This window comes from Paenibacillus sp. FSL H3-0333, assembly GCF_038002805.1.
Taxonomy (GTDB): Bacteria; Bacillota; Bacilli; order Paenibacillales; family Paenibacillaceae; genus Paenibacillus_AQ; species Paenibacillus_AQ silagei.
Map to the genome: position 1 here is coordinate 4,630,247 of NZ_JBBODG010000001.1, position 19,845 is coordinate 4,650,091.

At 51.8% G+C, this 19,845-nt stretch carries 19 protein-coding genes; 3 read left to right on the top strand and 16 right to left on the bottom strand.

Going from position 1 to position 19,845, the window contains the following annotated elements:
• Positions 1-9: 9 nt before the first annotated feature.
• The 10 genes from MHH78_RS20705 to lysS all read right to left on the bottom strand — a co-directional run bounded on the left by MHH78_RS20705 (position 10) and on the right by lysS (position 10,425).
• Positions 10-1,296 (bottom strand): sensor histidine kinase, encoded by a 1,287-nt coding sequence (locus MHH78_RS20705; RefSeq protein ID WP_341168665.1) that lies wholly within the window; start codon positions 1,294-1,296, stop codon positions 10-12.
• Positions 1,283-1,963 (bottom strand): response regulator transcription factor, encoded by a 681-nt coding sequence (locus MHH78_RS20710; protein ID WP_036728619.1) that lies wholly within the window; start codon positions 1,961-1,963, stop codon positions 1,283-1,285. Before MHH78_RS20710 ends, MHH78_RS20705 begins: the two co-directional genes overlap by 14 nt.
• Positions 1,964-1,992: 29 nt before the next feature.
• Positions 1,993-2,775, bottom strand: coding sequence for an ABC transporter ATP-binding protein (locus MHH78_RS20715; RefSeq protein WP_341168666.1), 783 nt, complete (start codon positions 2,773-2,775; stop codon positions 1,993-1,995).
• Positions 2,776-2,809: 34 nt separating this feature from the next.
• Positions 2,810-5,161, bottom strand: coding sequence for an ABC transporter permease (locus MHH78_RS20720; protein WP_341168667.1), 2,352 nt, complete (start codon positions 5,159-5,161; stop codon positions 2,810-2,812).
• Positions 5,162-5,310: 149 nt separating this feature from the next.
• On the bottom strand, positions 5,311-6,483 hold the full coding sequence (locus tag MHH78_RS20725; protein ID WP_341168668.1) for an alanyl-tRNA editing protein: 1,173 nt from the start codon (positions 6,481-6,483) through the stop codon (positions 5,311-5,313).
• Between the two features lie 3 nt (positions 6,484-6,486).
• Positions 6,487-6,921, bottom strand: coding sequence for a GNAT family N-acetyltransferase (locus tag MHH78_RS20730; protein ID WP_340827016.1), 435 nt, complete (start codon positions 6,919-6,921; stop codon positions 6,487-6,489).
• 23 nt (positions 6,922-6,944) lie between these two features.
• On the bottom strand, positions 6,945-7,709 hold the full coding sequence (locus MHH78_RS20735; RefSeq protein ID WP_341168669.1) for a TSUP family transporter: 765 nt from the start codon (positions 7,707-7,709) through the stop codon (positions 6,945-6,947).
• A 29-nt stretch (positions 7,710-7,738) separates the two neighbouring features.
• Entirely contained in the window at positions 7,739-8,032 is a 294-nt protein-coding gene (locus tag MHH78_RS20740; protein WP_341168670.1) for a hypothetical protein, read from the bottom strand.
• 16 nt (positions 8,033-8,048) lie between these two features.
• Positions 8,049-8,768, bottom strand: a complete 720-nt coding sequence (locus tag MHH78_RS20745; RefSeq protein WP_076078109.1) for a YebC/PmpR family DNA-binding transcriptional regulator — start codon at positions 8,766-8,768, stop codon at positions 8,049-8,051.
• 94 nt (positions 8,769-8,862) lie between these two features.
• A complete protein-coding gene (gene lysS, locus MHH78_RS20750) occupies positions 8,863-10,425 on the bottom strand; it encodes a lysine--tRNA ligase (protein ID WP_341168671.1) in 1,563 nt (520 codons plus the stop codon).
• 618 nt (positions 10,426-11,043) lie between these two features.
• Between lysS and MHH78_RS20755 the strand changes: the two genes are divergently transcribed.
• Positions 11,044-11,454, top strand: a complete 411-nt coding sequence (locus tag MHH78_RS20755; RefSeq protein ID WP_341168672.1) for a hypothetical protein — start codon at positions 11,044-11,046, stop codon at positions 11,452-11,454.
• 108 nt (positions 11,455-11,562) lie between these two features.
• On the opposite strand, the gene MHH78_RS20760 is transcribed toward MHH78_RS20755, so the two are convergent.
• From MHH78_RS20760 to MHH78_RS20775, 4 genes are all read right to left on the bottom strand, one after another.
• Positions 11,563-12,021 carry a GNAT family N-acetyltransferase gene (locus MHH78_RS20760; RefSeq protein ID WP_340827014.1) on the bottom strand — a complete coding sequence of 153 codons (459 nt, stop codon included), beginning with the start codon at positions 12,019-12,021 and terminating at the stop codon, positions 11,563-11,565.
• 432 nt (positions 12,022-12,453) lie between these two features.
• On the bottom strand, positions 12,454-13,572 hold the full coding sequence (locus tag MHH78_RS20765; RefSeq protein ID WP_076078083.1) for a 5-methyltetrahydropteroyltriglutamate--homocysteine S-methyltransferase: 1,119 nt from the start codon (positions 13,570-13,572) through the stop codon (positions 12,454-12,456).
• Positions 13,573-13,587: 15 nt separating this feature from the next.
• The gene (locus MHH78_RS20770; RefSeq protein WP_076078080.1) at positions 13,588-14,520 is read right to left on the bottom strand and encodes a LysR family transcriptional regulator; all 933 of its coding nucleotides are present in this window, start codon (positions 14,518-14,520) and stop codon (positions 13,588-13,590) included.
• 125 nt (positions 14,521-14,645) lie between these two features.
• On the bottom strand, positions 14,646-15,785 hold the full coding sequence (locus MHH78_RS20775) for a phosphodiester glycosidase family protein (RefSeq protein WP_076078078.1): 1,140 nt from the start codon (positions 15,783-15,785) through the stop codon (positions 14,646-14,648).
• Between the two features lie 151 nt (positions 15,786-15,936).
• Here MHH78_RS20775 and MHH78_RS20780 point away from each other — a divergent pair, with 151 nt between their 5' ends.
• Positions 15,937-16,878 (top strand): hypothetical protein, encoded by a 942-nt coding sequence (locus MHH78_RS20780; protein ID WP_341168673.1) that lies wholly within the window; start codon positions 15,937-15,939, stop codon positions 16,876-16,878.
• Between the two features lie 82 nt (positions 16,879-16,960).
• On the top strand, positions 16,961-17,500 hold the full coding sequence (locus MHH78_RS20785) for a DUF4303 domain-containing protein (protein ID WP_076078071.1): 540 nt from the start codon (positions 16,961-16,963) through the stop codon (positions 17,498-17,500).
• Positions 17,501-17,569: 69 nt separating this feature from the next.
• Here the strand turns inward: MHH78_RS20785 and MHH78_RS20790 are convergent, their stop codons facing one another.
• Positions 17,570-18,079: a GNAT family N-acetyltransferase gene (locus MHH78_RS20790; protein WP_341168674.1), complete on the bottom strand. Its 510-nt coding sequence runs from the start codon at positions 18,077-18,079 to the stop codon at positions 17,570-17,572.
• A 257-nt stretch (positions 18,080-18,336) separates the two neighbouring features.
• Complete coding sequence (locus tag MHH78_RS20795) at positions 18,337-19,824, bottom strand: TPM domain-containing protein (protein ID WP_341168675.1); 1,488 nt, start codon at positions 19,822-19,824, stop codon at positions 18,337-18,339.
• Positions 19,825-19,845: the final 21 nt, after the last annotated feature.

Consider the following 19,845-nt stretch of genomic DNA (forward strand, 5'->3'; position numbering starts at 1 on the left):
TATCTCACTTCAATACCGCAGCACCAGTACAAACCGCATACCCCGCTCAAGCGGCTCCGCGAAGATATCGCCGCCCATCTTCTGCAGCAGCTGCTTGCAGATGAAGAGGCCGAGGCCGTTGCCCGGCTTGCCGTCCGCATTGGACCCGCGCCAGAAGCTGGTGAAGATATGGGGCAGCTCGCTCAGGAGCAGCGGCTCTCCCGAATTCTCGATCACAATCAGCTGGCGGTAATCCTCCTCGCGGAAGGTAATAGAGATCGACCTGCCGTCTCCATACTTAATGGCATTCTCAATGAGATTATTCAGCACCTCATGCAGCCGTTCTTCGTCCCCAAGCAGCAGCTTGTCCTGATAAGCACCTGCCGTGAGCTCCACCTTCAGCAGCTCCAGCCGTTCCTTATGGTTACGGATGACCTTGCCGACCAGCCCGCTAAGATAGAACTCTCCCGGGGCCACCTCTATATTCTGCAAAGAAGAGACGGAAGCGGTGATGATCCCGCCGATCAGCTGCTCCATATGTTCTGCTTGCTGACCAATCAGCCGGGTGGCCGATTGCCGCTTGACTTCGCTGTCATAGAGGCCGTCCGCCAGGGCGCTGGCGTAGAGCCTGATCGTGGCGACTGGGGTTTTAAGCTCATGCGAGAGGGACGCGATCAGCGTCTGGCGGTCCTTTTCCAGGCGGAGATTCGTCTCTTTCTGGGCATCCAGTGTCTGCCGCAGCAGGTCCAGCCCCCACACGAACCGGCCGAAGTACCGGCTACGGTGCTCCTTCATACCTATGCTCAGCTGCCCCCTGGATAACTCATAAGGCAACTCCTGCAGAGTATGGAACGGCCGCAGAATCTGCTTACGGATGTAGAACAGCAGCACCATCACGGCTCCAAGCGCCGCCAGCAGAAACAGATTCAGAACCAGAAGCGCATGAACATCCGGCCCGGGCATCCGGTAAGAGAACCTTAAGTATCCTGCGATTTGCTGATCCGCATACAAGGGCTTGACCGTGAATTCATTGGCATCCCCCACCCCGATACCGGCAAAAAAGCGCTGAACCTCTTCCGGCCCCGCTTCCTTCCCGATCCAGCTTAAGTCCTTCACGTAGGTATACCGGTTCTGATCCGGCAGCAGTTCCTCCAGAGGTATTCCTCGCTCCGCCTGGTCATAGATCCGGTTGATCTCTATCCGGTAAGCCTTCCCGGCCGTCCCTGTCTCCCTGTAGGATACATACCCATTAAGAGCCGCTATGAACGTCAGCCCGAGAAGTAACGCCCAGAGCATCAGCCTGTTAAATGCCTTCATATTTATATCCCACTCCCCAGATGGTAACGATGCGCCTTGGATCTTTGGGGTTATGTTCGATTTTGTCCCGCAGCTTGTTCATATGTACGGTCAACGTGGACGGCTCACTGAAGCTGTCTGCCCCCCATACCTGCTGGAACAGCCACTCCTTGCGAAGCGCTTTGCCCTTGTTGCTCATCAGCAAGACCAACAGCTCGTACTCTTTGGCTGTCATCCCGAGCGGCTGGCCGCTTCTATATACTACTCTTGCGGTCTGATTCACTGTAAGTTCGCCATCCGTCAGCAGCAGCTTGTTCTCGTTCATCTCATAACTCCGCCGCAGGTGCGCCTTGACCTTCGCCGTCAGCAGAGGAGCCGAGAAGGGCTTCTCCAGGTAATCGTCCGCACCCAGCTCAAGCCCGATAATCTTGCTCTCATCCCCGTGGCGTGCGCTCATGATCAGAATCGGCAGATTGAACTTCTCCCTGGCGATTCTGCATACGGCGAAGCCGTCCAGCCCCGGCAGCATAATATCGAGCAGCAGCAGCTTGACGGCATTCGTCTCCAAATAAGCCAAGCCCTCTTCCGCGGAGGCCATACTGCATACAGAATATCCTTCCACCTGCAAAAAATCCTTCATCACCTCCGCCAGCTCCGCATTATCCTCAATGATCAGAATGTCCGCCACGGCTCTCTCCTCCTGCTGCTTGCAGCTTCTTACCAGCCCATCTCCATCAGCCAGCCGGTCAGGCTGCGTTCACGTTCCCTCGGACCTTGCTCCGGTATATATTTGCCCAGCACATGCTCGCCCTGAATATTGCCATCCACCATATACAGCACCTTATCACTCTGCGCGGCTACCTTCACATCGTGTGTAACCACCATCAGCGTTGTTCCTTCCCGGTTGATCCGGCAGAGCTCGGACATGACCTCCTGTGCGGCTTTGGAATTGAGCGCACCTGTCGGCTCATCTGCGAACAGCATAGCCGGCTTGTTGATGAGCGCCCGGCAGATGCAGGCCCGCTGCAGCTGTCCGCCGGATACCTCTGTAATGTCATGGCCCGCTGTCTCCATAATGTTCAGCTTCCGCATCAGCTCATCAGCATATTGGTTCACCTCGCTGCGGCTGCGTCCCTGTCCGCCTCTCTTGCCGCTCAGCGACTCATAGCCTGATAGAATAATATTATCATAAACCGAGAGATTGCTCAGCATATGCATCTGCTGGAAGATGAAGCCCATTTTGTGCAGCCGCAGTTCAGCCATTCCCTTCTCAGAGAGCTGCGAGAGACTCTCCCCGTCAAAGACCACCTCGCCCGCCGTAAGCCGGTCCATCCCGCTGACGGTATAGAGCAGCGTAGACTTGCCCGAACCGGACGGCCCCATGACAGACACGAACTCCCCGGCATGAAGCGTGAAATTGATATTCCGCAGAACATTATTCTGACCTTTATTGACGATATAGGTCTTGCATAGGTTAGTTACTTCAAGTAATGCTGCCATTTCGCCACTCCTTCTTTTCTTTTAAAATATAAGCCTATTCCTTATTCATATTCCATAGCTGCACACGCTTGATCTGGCCGCAGCTGGTGTACACCGCCAGCATGACGACCGCCAGGATCAGCAGCGGATACAGCAGATAGACCTGAAACGGAAGAATATTCAGCTGGAGGCTGGTCAGTCCGAAGATCCGGAAAATGAGACCCAGCAGGCGGCTGCCAAGGGTATTCGCAGCGATTACGCCCAACACCAGCGAGACGGAGATAATAATCAGAATGCGCAGCGCCTGCCACCGCCGGATCGCGGCATTCGTGAAGCCGATGCTTTTCATGACAGCAATGCCGTGAACCTCCTTCGCAATCATCAATCGGACGAACAGGCTGGTGATGAAGAACGTAATGAGGCAGATGATAGCCGTAAGCAGCCCATTGATGCTGTGAAGCTGGCCCATGAAGCCGCCCGTGATCTCTCCCAGCAGTTCAAGCGAGGTTTTGAAGCCTTGTTCCGGGAACTGCTGCTGAATTTCTTTCATCATCCCTGCCTTCGCTTGCTCCGGGGCATGGAGTTCGCCGGAGAACAGGTAAGCGGATATTGTCTTCAGCTCATAGTCCCGTGCAATCCAGACCGCGTACCCCTCGTTGGAGATACTTTGGAACAGTCCGCTGATCATGAAGGTCCCCTGAACCCCGCCGATTTCAAAAGTAATATTATCGCCCACCCGCTTCCCGTATTTCTCGGACATGATGGTTGTAATCGCAATTTCATTCTTCAGCAGCGGGACCGTCCCCTCCAGAATCTCAACAGATCCGTTCTGATCATTCTTCTGGCCGTTGATCCGCCGGTTGGCCTGCCCGTTATCGGAGATATATTTGGTACTTACCGTATAATTCGCTGTAAGCGTAACCTCGAAGCCCCGATCCTTCAGCCGCTTGGACAGGAGCGCCTTCTCCTGTTGGATCTTCTCAACGGGTTTCTCTGCCACGACGGTTGGGCTATAAAAATCCGCACCAATCGTACCGAAATATTCCAGGAACTTAGGAGTTACAATGGTATTGGTCAGATTGACCGGGATCAGAATGATCGCTGAGCTTAAGATCAGCGTCAGAATAAGTGAAGTGTAGCTCTTGGGCCGGTTCAGCACATCGCTCAGCGCGAGGAAGAACGGAGGCGGGATGAAACGGATTTTATGTAAATGAATGCGCCGGGACGCCTTGAAGCGTTCACCGGTCTGGCCTTGCCGGATGGCATCGATGGCCGATGCCTTGTTAATCTTGCGCATGCAGAGTAAGCAGAACAGCAGAATGAATGCGATCATAACCACCGTGCTAAGCGCTGAGATCATTATATTGGTGCTGCCTCCGGGCAGAATCATATACTGCGAGCTTTTGCGGGACATCAGCGCAGTCAATGGGAGACTGATGCCGAGTCCGAGAACGCCGCCGAGACAGGCCAGCCCTGTATATTTTGTCAGGTACAGCTGCTTAATCGCCCGGTTCCTGAACCCAATGGCCTTCATAACGCCAATCTCCTTGTATTCATCCTGCAGGGTGGAGACAATGGTGAAGCGCAGGGTCAGAAAAGCAATGAAGATCAGGAACACACTAATCGCAAACATCATGGCTGAGATCATCCGGTCCGTCATATAAGTCATCTTGACCAGCGCCTTATCCACCTCGAAGCTGATGGGCAGATCACTGTTCGCAAAAGAAGATGATATCTCAGTAGACGCTACACCCGGTGCCGCCACGAAGCTCCATAGATTCATCCGTTTATCTTCGGGCACCAGCTTCTCTATTTCCTTGAAATCCTCTGCTGACAGCATGAGGCGCTTCAGTCCCAGCAGATCTGCCCCCATGAACGCATCCTTGAAGTAACCGTTCACCGTGAACGTTCTCGTAATCTCACCGAACTTAAGCTTCAGCTGCTCTCCCGGTACGATACCGCTGCTTAGCATCAGGCTGGCCGGAAGACCGATCTCCCCTGGGCGAAGTGAATATCGCTCATTGTCTTCACCGAAGACCAGGTTCACCTGCTCAGGAATAGCGGACAGCACGAAGCTTACATTTCCCGAGAAGCTCTTGCGGCCTTCTGGCATCGTAACCTGATTCAGTAAGAGGTTGAGCTGCCGTTCTGTATAAGCTGTCTCCACCTTCTTTTCCTGCTTGACCCAGTCTTCTACTGCCGAGTTATAGCCAGGGTCATTGGCCAGCGTGATATTAAGATCCGCCACCTTGCTGCCTTCGATGAAACTGCCCAAGGCGCTGGAGGTGGAATACATCAGGCTGGAGCTGCTTGCAGCTAGTGTGGAGGCCAGGATGATGAGGATCAGCAGAACGGTATTCATCACCTTTTTACGCCGCAAATCCTTTTTTAGAATAGTCAGGAACACGTTAATTTTCTCCCTTCGTCAAGCTCTGTCCTGATTATAAGACTTCAAATGTTAAATAATCCTTAAGTCGCTCCAATCCTTGCTCACCCTATGAAAACAGCAAAAAGAGCTACGGAATAAACGCTCCATAGCTCCTTAATTGCCCCACATCAGAATTGTTCTTTGGCAAAATTGTAAAATGCCAGTGCGTCTTCCCATGACGGGAATCCGGCCTGAGCCAGCTTGTCGCTGCCCCCGCCCTTGCCCTGGTATCCGCCCAGATGAGCCTTGAAGAATGCTCCGCACGAGAATTCCGCAGAGCCGCTATGCGCGAGTACAGCCTTATTCTCCGCCGCACTCAGCAGCAGCAGCGGAAGGTCGGTCAGCGCCGTCAGCTTTGCAGCCAGACTCTGCAAGTCCTTAAGCGTTCTCGTATCCGAGATAAGCCGGATCACCCGGCTGTCGGCTTCCGCAGCGGCTAACAGCTCCCGGGCAAGATAGCTGTCATTCTGCTCTCTCACCGCAGCCAGCTCCATCTGCATGAGCTTCTGCTCCTGCTCCCATTTGCCGATCCGGTCCATAATCTCTTCCTTGCCGGTATTGAACTTGACGGACAACTGGCTGATGATCTGGACATGATCGTTGAAGGCGGCAAGTGCCCGCCCCCCGCACAGGAAGGTAACCCGCACATGGCCCTTCTGCTTCTCGGAGCGCAGCAGCTTAATCAAGCCAATCGCCCCGGTCGCCGCGACATGTGTTCCCCCGCAGGCATTGTGCTCCACGCCTTCAATCTCGACAATCCGGATGTCCTCGGTTACCTTGGGCAGCTTAAGGAGCGGCAGCTTCGCCATCTCCTCTGCAGTCACGAAGTAGCTGACTATGCTCCGGTTCAGGTAAATCTGGCGGTTAACCTCCTGCTCAGCCTCCGCCAGCTCCGCCGCTGACAGCTCAGAGCGGTCCAGGTCAATCGTGGCATAATCACTCCCCAGGTGGAAGCTGACGGTCGCCGCCTGATATAACTTTAGGAATACGGCGGATAACAGGTGCTGGCCGCTATGCTGCTGCATATGGTCGAATCTCCGGGCCCAGTCAATGGCGCAGTCTACTTCAGTCTGCCCGGGAAGCTGCGCCACCTTATGCAGCACCTCCTGAGCCTCCAGCACCACATCCAGCACAGCAATCCCGCCGATGGTTCCTGTATCACAAGGCTGTCCGCCGCCGTGCGGGTAGAAGGCCGTCTTTGCAAGCGTCACATAGATCCCGTCTTCATGCTCTATCGCGGAAGTGATCACGGTACTCCATTCTTGAATAAAAGCTGAATCATAATATAGCTTCTTGGTCATCCCTTAAGCTCCCCCATTCGCATCCATTGCAGGTCCGAAAAACTTCTCCATGACCACGTAGTCCTTGCCGCCTTTGCTGAACACTTCATCCGTTCTCTGCATGCCGAATTTTTTGTAAAAGCCTGCCTTGTACGTTCTGGCATTACAGAAAATCCGTCGCACCCCCGCCTTCTCCGCTTCCGCAAGAACCGTCTTCAACAGCTTGCTGCCATAGCCCTGGCCCTGCTCCAGCTCCAGGGTAGCGAACTTGCGGAACTGCGCATCTGTGCCGTTGACGAACAGGGATAACACAGAAACCAGACGATCCCCCACATACAGCCCGTAATGCTTGCCTTGATCGTCATCTGCCAGCTTGATATAGTCCGGCTCCCGCTCGGGCCACATCACTTCATGTCTAAGCTTCCAGACTTCTTCCTTATGTATAAGCTTGATCTCCATCTCATCCACTCCATTAGTTGTGCTTAATGCATCGTATCCCATATTTGCTTGCCGATCAATATGACAGTGACTGTAATGAATAGAGGTCGAATATACGCCGCTCCTTTGCGGATCGCCATCCGGGAGCCGACAATGGCTCCGATCACCATCGGAATCCCCAGAATCAGCCCGTGGGTGTAGCTGACAGAGCCCAGGGCAATGAATGTAAGCAGGCTTGTGATGTTGCTGGCGAAATTCAGGATTTTGGCGTTGCCTGCGGCGGTGACAAATTCAAACCCCATCATCAGAAAAGCGAAAATCAGAAACGACCCCGTTCCCGGGCCGAAGAACCCGTCATAGAAGCCGATTATGAGCGCTGCCATGCTTCCCGCCAGACGTAATTTACCGTTGCTGGCAGAGAAGGTGGAGACGTCTCCCCAGGCTTTTTTGAACAAGGTGTAGATTGTAATGACCACCAGCATCACGATCACCAGCGGCTTCAGGAACTCGGAAGGCACCTGACGGACAGTCAGCGTTCCGGCCATCGCGCCAATGATCGACAGCGGGATCAGCGTCCGCACCAGCTTGAAATTGATTTTGCCGGAACGCACGAACGAGGCGGTGCTGGTCAGCGAGCACATCGATCCCGCCAATTTGCTGCTGCCCAGCAGCAGCGGAAGCGGAATCCCTACCGCCAGCAGCGCCGGAATCGCGATCAGTCCTCCGCCGCCCACTACAGAATCAATTAATCCAGCCAGAAATCCACATATCACCAATATAAGAACCATACTGAGCGTCCAGTCTTCCATTACTGTGCCATTCCCCCTGCTACTCTAATCTAATTCCACCCGTGAGCGGCATACCAGACGCCGTCCCTGAATGTATTCCAGGCCTCTTGTACGAACGGGATAATATTCTCCGGCAGCACATCCACCGGGAACCAGCATATCTCATCGCATTTGTCCGGCTCCATGTTGCAGATCTCTCCAGTCCACTGCTCCGCCCTGAAAAAGAAATCCACCCGCTCATCCCCGGAGGTCCGCAGGTGCATCGTTCCGATCAGGGTAAGATCTTCCACTCCCGCACACGAAAGAATAAGCGGACAAGCCTGGAAATCGGCTTGCCCGCTCATTCAAGTTACTGCTATTCTATTCTTCCGAATCCACGTTGTGGTAGACCTGCTGCACATCGTCCAATTCTTCAAGCGCATCGATCAGCTTCTCGAACTGTGCCTGCGCATCTTCAGGAATAGCTACATAGTTCTGCGGGAGCAGCGTCAGCTCCGCTACGGTGAATTCCGTGATTCCCGCGCTGCGGAAGGCTTCCTGTACTGCATGGAACTGGTCCGGCTCAGCATACACGATGACCGCCTCGTCCTCTTCTAGCACGTCGCGGACATCCAGGTCTGCTTCGATCAGCAGCTCCATAACCTCATCTGCCGATTTGCCTTCCACCCCGATTACCGCTGTCGGATCGAACATATACGTCACCGATCCGCTGACGCCCATGTTGCCGCCGTTCTTGCTGAACGTGGAACGGACCAGCGGAGCCGTGCGGTTGACGTTATTCGTCAGCGCATCGACTACAATCATCGAGCCGCTTGGACCGAAGCCTTCATAGCGCAGCTCAACGTAGGTCTCATCGCCGCTGCCCTTGGCTTTCTCCAGGGCACGGTCAATAATCGCCTTCGGTACATTGTAGGTCTTGGCCCGCTCCAGAACGACCTTCAGCGCCCGGTTGGATTCCGGATCAGGCTCGCCCTTCTTCGCTGCCACATAGATTTCTACCCCGAACTTGGCGTAGACCTTACTTGTATTAGCATCCTTGGATGCTTTCTTTTCCTTAATATTATTCCATTTACGACCCATATCGTTACCGCTCGCTTTCCAACATTTAATTAAAAACAGTCTTGTATATTATACCTCTCTTCAATCGATCCCGTAAAGGGCCGTCCACGCTCCTTCACAAATCCAGCAAATTCAGCATCTGCTCCGGCCCGGCTGCCTGCATTAGCCAAGGCAGACGCGGGCCTTCCTCCGCACCAAGCACTAACTGATAGACGATGGTGAACAGTCTTTTTTGCTGGCTACGCATCGTCTTTTTGTCTTCATGATGGCAAATGGCGTAGATTTCGGTCATCTGCTGCGTTTCGTCCAGCTCCCTGCTCCGCAGCAGACTGCACAAGCTCCGCAGCCATCTCAGTTCCACTCCGGTAAGGGAGTGATAATAAGTATAGTTGGGCTTGCTCTGAATCGTTACCAGCTTATGCGGCATCCAGTTCCTGATCCAGTATTCCGCCCGCTCTGCCATCCTGTGCAGCTGGAATTGATCGATCTCCTCGCTATTCCTGTTGAACATCTCCCGAAGCTTGTCCCTGTCGAAGTTGATTAAGGTTAGCAGACTTGCTACCTGGCCGAAGCTAATGTTGCTTCCAGTGCTCACCGGAGAGTCGATTCGCAGAGACAGCTCCAGCGCACCCGCAAGATCACCCGTTAATGTGCCTGCACGTGCTCCTGCAGCATACCGTTCGAACTCCGCATAATTGCGCAGCACATCCTCATCCAGCCCGATATGGAAGGCGGCATTTGGCTGGTATTTGGCGAACAGGAACAGAATGTTCTCCGGGGCGTAGACTCGGAGCAGATCATCTGGAGTGTAATTGTGCCCGGAGGAGCTGGACATTTTAGCGAAGCTGCCTTTGATGCTGATGAATTCATAAGGCTCATACATGGGCGGCGAATACCCGTAGATCTGCTCTGCGATTACCGCAGCCACATTATAGCTTCCCGTCTCTGACGAATGGTCCCGGCCGCCCGGCTCGAACACGACCTGTTCCTGCTGCCAGCGCATCGGCCAGTCGATTTTCCAGTGCAGCTTGATATTATCCGCCTGCGGAATATGTACGGTATCGCAATGACCACAGCCGCAGCGGTAAGCCACGGTCTCCGCCGTGTCGTTGTAATCAAGAATGGTAGTCGAGTCTTTGCCGCATTGCCCGCAATAGAGATGGATGGGATAGAATGCCGCCCGCTCCTCCGCCGAACTCTCACCTGTCTTGAACGACATCAGGATATCGTATATCTCTCCCCGGCGGCGCAGGGCGTGCAGGATTTGCGGATAATAACGGCCTGACTGGTATTCCCGACTCTGATAAATGAACTCCGGCTCAATCTCAAATACCTGGAGCGCCTGCTCGAATTCCGACTCGTAATGGGCCGCATACGAAGTATGACAGCCATACGGACACGGCACCTGCGAATAAGGTAGACCAATATACTGAGCGAAGCCCGGGTCCACGTGGGCCGGCACTTTGCGGAACCGGTCAAAGTCATCCCATGAGAAAATAAACCGCACCTCCTTCCCCGCCCGCCGCAGCGCCTTCGCCACAAATGCAGTCGTCACCGCCTCGCGGAAATTCCCGATATGAACTGATCCGGACGGACTGATCCCGGATGCACATACATACGTCTGCCGCTGCGGATGCTCCGCGATTAACCGGTTTGCAATTTTTTCTGCCCAATGCATCTCAATCACCTCTAAGTTTATTGTGAATTGCCTGAAAAGCAAAAAAGCTCCCGCCCTCAAGATTAATATCTTGAGGACGGGAGCTTGGATAAGCTTCGTGGTACCACCTCTGTTCACGGACAAGTTGCCTCATCCGCCTCTTCGGGTACGGCCATGACGCTTATACCCTATCTCTGTAACGGGAGAACCCGGCATACCATCCTTGGACACTTGTGACCAATTCCCTATGCAGCTCGGAGACTTTTTTCAGATCAGGCGCTTCGCTGCTCCCTTTCACCACTCTGGAGCTCTCTGTGAACGCTGCCGCCTGCTTACTCTTCTCTTCATCGCTTGTGTTGTTGTACGTTATTATTTGCAATAATACTGCGGGAGGGAGAATGTGTCAATTATTAAGTTTAAAATAACCTTTAATAGCTGTCAGGTATTTCGCTTGAGCATCTGGAACCAAAGACAGAACTCCAGAAAATTCATCACCCTAAGCCCATGCCATACTTTTCTTCGCTATTTTTGATAAAATCATAAGGAATACATGGCAAGCTCAATTTTGTTAGTAACTTCTGCATTAGGTGGGTCTCGTCTCTTCTTATCTGTGTCCTGAACAAAAAAGGAGGGTTATTCATGAAAAAAAATCTATTCTTCACCTTCATTAGCTTTTTATTTCTTATTGCTTGTTCTTCTCAACAAGAATATTCTAACGTGAATGAAGCCATAATGTCCCTTGAAAAAAACATTACAAAAATTGAATCACCTGACGACTATATTCTTGAGGGTATTCAACCTGTTAGCTATAAACTGAGTAATGAGGAAATTATAAAAGTTTACGCTTTCGGATCGGAGGAGAAACAAGAAAGTGGAATAAAGCACTTTGAAAAAAGTATTCAGCTTCTTAGTTCCCACGCACCAATTGTCTACCAATCTGGAAAATATTTAGTTCTGTATTACGCCCTCGTCGATTCAAAAACTAGAACACCCAAGCTGAACGAAACAAAGTTTGGAGTAAAAATAGAAAAAGCTCTCAACAGTATGTAACAGGAATAGCAAAAAAAATGGGATTTAGGTCTATGCGACTAATAGAATCGAATGTCCCGGCTCCTATGGCCAAACGATCAGCCCTCTTTGCAGGAGGGCTATTTGTGGTCAAATGCATTGATTAAGCTCCAGACAACGTACAACCTCACCGTCGTATAACTCTTCACTGACCTTTTGGAATCCAAGCGATTCATACAACATTCCGGCAATCCGGTTGTCGGGTCTATGCCCGATCATTAATCGGCTACACCCTTCATTTCGCATATGCTGTATTAATTTCACCATGGCTTGTCTGGCATACCCCTGTCCTTGATGATGTTCATCAATCATAAGGGCAGGTATCCAGCAGTTACCTTCCTCATCGGGAGTTGTACAAAAAACAATAAATCCTACCACCACAGCTCCTGAATAAATAGCCAGAAGTTCAAACTCCTGCACAAATTTTGCCTCAGCAATCCAATTAACCACCGGAGCAGGAAAAACGCTTTGTTGTTCTGGCTTCACCTTCAGCAATGTGCAATCATACCAGTTCTCGGCCGTTACAGGCCTTAGTTCAATAACCATCATATTCCCTCCAAAGATCTAGTTTCAGCATTCAAACTTCTCCCAACATTATACTGTGGAGGGAATCTCTACGGTTGGTATAGAATGGTTAAAGAAAAAGGCTATCACAGCAAGCACAAGAACACTTGAGCCTTCGCAGCTCCGAAACAAGTGGAATAATGTATCCTAATTTCGTGATTTCTAATCCTTTAAGGTGAACAAGTGGAAAAACAACAACTACTGCATCGGGATATGCCGCTACTGCGGAATGTGGAAGAAATTAAGTGTCCTTTATCCAACTGTTGTCCCGGCAAAGTCCATTCCTTCATCAGCAAGTGGAGGAAATCCACCTATGATCCGCCACAGCCCGCTGCCTAGCGCCCCCCGCAAAAAGGAGGATCGCCACACCGGGCAATCCTCCCCAATTCACACCAATTAATCCCGATCCATCCAACGTTACACCCAAACCTCATTCGCCGTCTCAATCACCAGCCGCAGCTTATCCCACTGCTCTTCTTCCGTTAAAATGTTGCCTTCCTCCGAGGAGGCGAAGCCGCATTGTGTGCTTAGGCACAGCTTGTTGATGTCTACGTACTGGGCAGCTTCTTCGATACGCGCAATAAGCTGCTCCTTGCTCTCCAGCCCGCCATGCTTGGTGGTCACCAGACCCAGCACGACGAACTGATCCTTGATGAAGCGCAGCGGCTCGAAGTCGCCGGAGCGTTCATTGTCGTATTCGAGGAAGAACGCGTCCACGTTCGTATTCGAGAAAAGCTCCTCGGCGACCGGCCCATACCCTCCGGCGGCGAACCAGGTGGAGCGGAGATTGCCCCTGCATACATGCAGGGCAATGGTCATGTCCGCCGGGCGGCCGGCAATGCTCTCGTTGATCAGCCGGACATAGTCTTGAGCAAGCTGATCCGGGTCAACGCCCCTGCTGCGCAGATGAGCACGATGTCTGCCGCTGCACAGCGTCCCCCAGGTGGTATCATCCAGCTGCAGATAACGGCAACCGGCATCATAGAAGGCTTGAATCGCCGTCCGGTACACCTGAATGATATCGCCGTACAGCGTTTCGGTATTGGAATAAATGTCGTTGCCGTTATACTCCTGCACGAAATGGAACAAAGAGGGTGAAGGAATCGTCATTTTGGCCAGCGTCTCTCCGGCCATCTGCTGCAAGGTACGGAATTCCTCGACCATAGAATGGTCACCGAAGGCGATTTTACCGGTAATCCTGAAGCTCTCGGCGCGGTTCGTCTGCTCCTTGGAAACGCCGGGAGTACCGCCAAGAGTGATTTTTCCAGTACCCTCAATCCCAAGGAAGAAGTCCAGATGCCACCAGGAGCGGCGGAATTCGCCATCGGTCACAGCCTTCAGCCCAAGCGACTTCTCCTGCTGAAGCAGCTTGCCAATCTCTATATTCTCAATCTCCCGCAGCTGTCCCGCGGTTAGTTCACCTTCCGCATGCAGGCTGCGTGCATTCCTGATCTCCTCTGTACGCAGGAAGCTCCCGACAATGTCGTAACGGAAGGGCGGTGCGTTTCTTGTCGATCCGATCACTGGACTGCTCATACGTCCCTCCTGCTCTTATAATAAGAAAGATTCAAGCTCGAAAGCATTACCCGACACCAGATCATTCAGAATATCGATATATGTAGACATAATCTCACTCGGTTTGCGGTCCTTGTGGGCGATCCAGCCGACAGAGAACACTTCCTTGCTGTCAAAAGGAATCGTAATCAGCCCCGCATCATCCAGCTCAGAGGCCATAATCCCAGTCCCTACGGTATACGAATCACTTCCGAGCAGCAAATGAGTCAGCGTGGCCCGGTCGGTCACCTTAATATTCTTCTCAATCTGTGTGAAGCTAAGCATCTCCTCCGAGAAATGCAGTGAATTGTTATCCCCCTGCTCAAAAGTAATGTAAGGATACGGATGAATGTCCTCCGCCGTGATCCACTCTTTTGCAGCCAATACATGCCCTGCCCGCACATAGACATGCGGATTCGTATTGAACAGCGGAGTGAACTTCAGGTTCCCGTCACTGAACAGCTTGTTCATGATCTTGTAGTTGCTCTCGTTGATATACAGAATCCCGATGTCGCTGCGCAGGGTGCGCACATCCTCGATGATCTCATAGGTCTGCGTCTCTCTCAGGCTGAAATTGTATTCCTGCACCTTGCTCTCCTTCATCAGCTTCACAAAAGCATCCGTAACAAACGCGTAATGCTGTGTAGATACCGAGAAATAGATCGGGCTGCGCTTCTTACCGGTATAGCGGTTCTCCATGAATTCAGTCTGCTCAATAATCTGCCGGGCATAGCCCAGGAATTCCATGCCTTCCGCCGAGATACTGATCCCCCGGTTATTCCGTTCGAAAATCGTGATGCCCAGCTCGTTCTCCAGCTCCTTGATAGCATTCGAGAGGCTGGGCTGCGACACAAATAGCCGTTTGGCCGCTTCATTCATAGAGCCGCTGTTCGCAATCTCAATTGCGTAGCGGAGCTGCTGCAAAGTCAAACCTTTTCCCCCTCCGATCAAGGACTTCACCTGGCAGGTTCAGCAAAATAAGAATTTACTTGTTATCCTAGCACACCTGCCACGTCTGATCTACTATAGATTATGAAGCAGGGAACCTGTGGATGCTACTGGGTGCGCTTCTTGCCTGCGTCGATCTTGGCCGGGTCCAGCCCTTCCCAGATATTCTTGATCTTCGCGTTCTCGGGGTCATCGAACACCAGGAATGCCGTAGGCAAGTAACGCTCACCATACTGCGAAGAAGGCTTGTTGACAATCTCGTTGTCCTTCACCAGCACCGTCGAAGATCCCCCGTCCAGATTGGCCGCAATGACCGCCCCATGCTTCAGCATAATCTGCTGCACATCATACAGGTTCGCCCCGATGCTGTAGCCCGGCTGCCGTCCGTCAATCACAACGAAGAGGAGCGCACCGTCCGCCCGTTGGCCCATTGCAGTTCTTGGCGCGATGCCCCAGCCTTCGGCGGCATTCTTAATCTGGCCTTTACCGTTCACAATAATCCGTGGCTGAAAAGAAACCGCCTCCTGCACCCCCATCTTGCTGAGCTGATCCAGAGTGTAGTTACCGGCAACCATTTTTCCTTCCTTATCGATGCCGACAATCTGAGTGGATTTCTTGCCGCCCAGTCCATTGTAGAACAGCTTCCCTTGCGAGATCACCAGCCCGATCGGCTTGAAGCCATTGCCCTTCCAGTTCGGATCGGCGAAGCCGCCGCCGTTCACCCCGGCGATAGCCCCCGTCCGTGCCACCATGCTGGATACCTTTTCCCCGGAGCCGATTTTGCTAGGCACACCCAGGCGAACCTTCTTGGGATCGTTCACAATCATGACATAGCCGCTATACCCGCTGCCCGTGACTTCTTCAATCTGGACGAGCGGTGTATGCTCCGCTTCCTTTACAGGCTCAGGCTTGATCTCATGGGTATCTACCTCGTCGCCCATCTCCTCGAAGCGCTTGGTATAATCGCTGACGCGGTGCTTCAGTTCCTCTTCGCCGATAATATATTTGGCCCAGTGCCGGTGTTGAGTCGTAATCAGCGTATCTGCGATCAGGAAGCGCGTATTCTGGGCCGACGGTGCAAAATAGAGCCAGCCTCCGGCCGCTATAACCAGAATGAAACAGACCATGAACACCCTGAAGAGTGTGCGGAAGAAACCTCTTTTCTTGCGCTTGCGCGCCGGTGTCTTCTTCTTGCGGACAGTAGAACGTTGTGGTAAAGAGCTCACTTCTGAAATCCTCCCTAACATACTGATAATGGTTAAGTCTATAAACTCACAACTTCCATGATAGACGAAATCTCTGATTTAAAAGTTTCAGTTTGTTTAACTCTGTCCAGAAACTGTAAACTAGTTCATATAAGCACAGGCCGGCCCGATTAAAACATAGGAGGACAGCGGCATGAAACAGCAATTCATCACAGCCTTGGAGCAGAACAATCTGGACAGCATCCAGCAAATACCTAAAGGCGATCTGCACAACCATATCACCCGGGGAGGCAACAAACGGTATATAAGTGCCTGGTGCGGTACGACTATACCGGAATGTCCAACATTTAAGGATCTTGGGGAGATGAACCGGTGGAATACCCGCTATATCAAGCCTTTGCTGCCCGGACGAATCGGGTATGAGAAGCGGATTGAGGCCGCTTTTGTCCAAGCGAAGACCGACGGTGTTCAATTGCTGCATATGAGTGTGACGATGGGAGAAGAAGAGTGGTTTGACGGCTCTATAGCAACACTGATTCAGACCATCCATGGCATTCACCAGCGGTTTGCACCAGAGATTCATTTTGTCCCGGAGCTTGCTTTTCTCACCCATACGCCGATTCAAGAAACCATTGAGATGCTCGAACAATATCTGGAACATAACTACTTTAAATCCCTCGATATCTTTGGCGATGAGTCTGCTGTTCCGGGGTTTAAGCAGGCGTTCCGCATAGCGAAGGCGAAAGGGCTGATTCTCAAAGCGCATGTAGGGGAATTTGGTACATCTGATCTGGTAAAAAAAGCGGTGGAGGAACTGGAGCTGGATCAGGTTCAGCATGGCATCGCAGCCGCGCAATCGCCAGAGACGATGAAGTGGCTTGCCGACCATCATATCCAGCTTAACATCTGCCCCACCAGCAATATTCTGCTCTCCCGGGTGGCTGATTATGGGTCACATCCCATCCGCAAGCTCTATGATTATGGCGTCACAGTCACGGTGAATACGGATGATATGATTATTTTTGACCAGAGTGTGTCGGACGAGTTCGTTAATCTGTACCGGGCCGGATTGTTCAGTGTGGAGGAGTTGAATACAATCAGGGAGAATGCGCTGACAGAGGCAAACCGGAGATAAAGGCAGCTGCTTGCATTCCTATACGTAACGCCACTATTCTATAAGTGAAGTTATACTAAATCATAATATAAGGAGGGTTATAATGAACGCTTTTCTAACTGAATTTGAACAACGGATTCGCGAGGGCTTTGTGGCTGACCTTGAAGCTATATTGGCGGAAGTAGCACAAGAGAAGGTATATGTCTGCGCAGTCGGGACGGATAGCGACTTTGTCACTCTGTTCCTTGCTGTCAATACAGAGCAATCCCTTGCCAGACATATTGCCGATATGACAAGTGAAGGCTTATGTGATGATGCTGAAACAGAGCTTTATTACAAATGGGCAATTTCCGAATTTCAATATGGTGAGCATTCGCATTTCAATCATATCAGCCGTTTTTTATATGCAGAGGATAATGTATACCAATATAAAGATGAAATGGTCAAAATCATTGCCAAGGTTGTTAATGAAACCAAGGACGATTTATTCACAAAATATAATCAAACCAAAGAGGACATTACCTTCTTTGTATCCATGACCGACGATGAGCTGGCTGAGGAATTAGAAAATGAATCGGTGTCGCTTATGACAAATCCTGAATTAGTTCCTGAATTCATGGCACGCTATGATGCTGAAATCTAAAGAAACCTAATAGCGGCAGCCCGGACATTAATATCCCTGACTGCCGCTATAGTAATGGTAATTCGTGCTCTACCTTGATTTTGTCAAGTATAGAGTAAGCTCATCATCCACCCGCACCTGACTTCCAGGAACCACAGGCTTGTTGTCATACATGAGTCCCCGGCCATCCGGAATGTAGCCGCGTTTGGTGTACAGCCTTTGGGCCGTACCGTAGCTGGCATACAGTCCAAACCCAATGCCAATCGTATCGAATGTAGCGAACACTTCTGCTTCGAGAGCTTCCATCAGCACATTCCCTATGCCGCGTTTTCGTAAGGTAGAGATCACATCGAGATTCTGAATCTCTGGAATATGATTCTCTGCAAAATAAGGATAGTGTGAGGTATACACGATATGTCCCCAGCCTGCAAACAGATTCTCATGGAAGGCTAATAGCGTAAGCCGTTTATTCTCTACGTTCTCCTGCCAACAATGTTCAATATACTCTACGGGTTTGCTGACATCATGCGGAGCCAGCCCCTCATGTATTAATGTAATGTCCTCGGACTTCATCCGGCGGACAAGTGTAGATTTACTCATAAGATCAATCATTCCTTTCCATTTGGACTGAGTCTAGACTAATATGACTCCATGATGGGGGATTACATTGCTATCCTCCGCTATTTCTACCCTCGGCTGCAGCATAAGATCAAGCTCTATGAAGAGTCTTTCGTAAAGTCGAGATGCTTACGGGGTAGGAAAAGGATATCATTATAATTACATGGGGGATAGGCAAAGAATATTTTAGAGAAACTTTACATAGTTCCGCAAAAACCTGCCCCTACTTATAGTACGGCTCACCCATGTCTCCCCACGCCGCCGCCGCTGCTTGCACTGCCGCCACCGCCGGAATTGCTATCATCGTCGTCATCGTTGGAGGAATAACGGCCGGCTCCGCCGCCGCCCGAGTATCCGCCACCGCCACGATTCCGGTCATCATCATCATCGTCACGCGAGGAATACCGCCCCGCTCCCCCTCCGCTCGAAGAACCGCCGCCCCCGGAGTTACTGCCCCAGAAGCTGCTGGAGCTGGATGAGCTGCTTCCTGAGGAGGAGTGATGGTGCGGCCGCCGGTATCTTCTTCTCTGGCTGTAGCCATAACCGGGCTGGCCGGTCCAAGCGCCATAACGCCGGATATTGCGCGGGTTATGCGGATTTATCCGTATCCCGTAACGGGCAACATAACGGTTGCGCGCGGCAGCTGCGAGACTGATTAGCGCGACAAGAACCAGGAAAATCCCGAGAATCATCATCCCCTTCGATCTGGAGACAGGCACCAGCTTCACAGGTTCTTTCGCTGTCACAGGTGCTTTGCTGACGGTGGAGGCTGTTGCGGATGCGGAGCTGCCTGCGGCTTTTCCCGAAGCAGCATCTGCCCGCGCTAGGAAGAAGCCGTAGAAGGCATTCGCTGTCCCCGTTGCTCCGCCTGCGTAATCTTTTGCCGCGAATTTAGGCTCCAGCACCGTATTCAGAATCCCGCTGATCCGCTCATTCGTCAGCACTCTGTCGATCGACTTGCCCTGTAGCACATGATAGTTATCCCCGCCGATATCCAGCACCAGCATCACATCTCTGGGACCGGCAGCAACCCCGGCGAACTTCGCATAGGTGTAATCCTGCAGGCTCTTGCCGCCAGTATTCTTAACAGTTACCACATAGATTCCGCTCCCGGTGGTAGCCGCGTAACGGTTGCTGGACTGGTTCAGATAATCCTTGGTGACTTGCGGGAGGACTCCGGCATTGTCCGAGACATAGCTTCGGGTGCCTAGTGTTTCCGAGTAGCTTCCGCCGAGCTTCTGAATGAAGGCGCCATAGGTTTTATTAGCACCTGCGCTATACTTCTTGGCTGCGAAGTCCGGCTCCAGCGATGCCGAGAGAATCTTCGAGATTACACCACTGTTCAGTTCATTCTCCAGTCCCTTGCCGGGAACCGCCCAGTAATCATCGTCCTTAATGGAGAGCAGCAGCAGCAGTCCATTATTCTTGTCCGCTGAGCCGACTCCCCATGAATTGAACAGCGAGGTCGCATATTTCTCCATAGAGACGCCGTTCGTCGAATTCACCGTAACCAGCACTACCTGCGCCCCGGTCTCCTGATAGAGCTTCACCCCATAGTTGACCATGTAATTCTCAGTCTTCTCATCAATTACGCCTGCAAAGTCATTCACATAGAATGATTCTGAATGTTTCGGAACAGCAGCCTCCGCCCGCCCGGGTGCCAGCGGCAGCAGAAGCACAATCATCAGGATGGCGGTAAGTGCTGCTTGTATACTTTTACGATTCATAGTTACCCCTCCGGCTTCTCA

Excerpts from the sequence above, each read along its gene's own strand:
- MHH78_RS20705 (WP_341168665.1), bottom strand. The coding sequence starts at position 1,296 with ATGAAGGCATTTAACAGGCTGATGCTCTGGGCGTTACTTCTCGGGCTG.
- MHH78_RS20715 (WP_341168666.1), bottom strand. The coding sequence starts at position 2,775 with ATGGCAGCATTACTTGAAGTAACTAACCTATGCAAGACCTATATCGTC.
- MHH78_RS20725 (WP_341168668.1), bottom strand. The coding sequence starts at position 6,483 with ATGACCAAGAAGCTATATTATGATTCAGCTTTTATTCAAGAATGGAGT.
- MHH78_RS20730 (WP_340827016.1), bottom strand. The coding sequence starts at position 6,921 with ATGGAGATCAAGCTTATACATAAGGAAGAAGTCTGGAAGCTTAGACAT.
- MHH78_RS20735 (WP_341168669.1), bottom strand. The coding sequence starts at position 7,709 with ATGGAAGACTGGACGCTCAGTATGGTTCTTATATTGGTGATATGTGGA.
- MHH78_RS20740 (WP_341168670.1), bottom strand. The coding sequence starts at position 8,032 with ATGAGCGGGCAAGCCGATTTCCAGGCTTGTCCGCTTATTCTTTCGTGT.
- MHH78_RS20745 (WP_076078109.1), bottom strand. The coding sequence starts at position 8,768 with ATGGGTCGTAAATGGAATAATATTAAGGAAAAGAAAGCATCCAAGGAT.
- lysS (WP_341168671.1), bottom strand. The coding sequence starts at position 10,425 with ATGCATTGGGCAGAAAAAATTGCAAACCGGTTAATCGCGGAGCATCCG.
- MHH78_RS20755 (WP_341168672.1), top strand. The coding sequence starts at position 11,044 with ATGAAAAAAAATCTATTCTTCACCTTCATTAGCTTTTTATTTCTTATT.
- MHH78_RS20760 (WP_340827014.1), bottom strand. The coding sequence starts at position 12,021 with ATGATGGTTATTGAACTAAGGCCTGTAACGGCCGAGAACTGGTATGAT.
- MHH78_RS20765 (WP_076078083.1), bottom strand. The coding sequence starts at position 13,572 with ATGAGCAGTCCAGTGATCGGATCGACAAGAAACGCACCGCCCTTCCGT.
- MHH78_RS20775 (WP_076078078.1), bottom strand. The coding sequence starts at position 15,785 with ATGTTAGGGAGGATTTCAGAAGTGAGCTCTTTACCACAACGTTCTACT.
- MHH78_RS20780 (WP_341168673.1), top strand. The coding sequence starts at position 15,937 with ATGAAACAGCAATTCATCACAGCCTTGGAGCAGAACAATCTGGACAGC.
- MHH78_RS20785 (WP_076078071.1), top strand. The coding sequence starts at position 16,961 with ATGAACGCTTTTCTAACTGAATTTGAACAACGGATTCGCGAGGGCTTT.
- MHH78_RS20790 (WP_341168674.1), bottom strand. The coding sequence starts at position 18,079 with ATGAGTAAATCTACACTTGTCCGCCGGATGAAGTCCGAGGACATTACA.
- MHH78_RS20795 (WP_341168675.1), bottom strand. The coding sequence starts at position 19,824 with ATGAATCGTAAAAGTATACAAGCAGCACTTACCGCCATCCTGATGATT.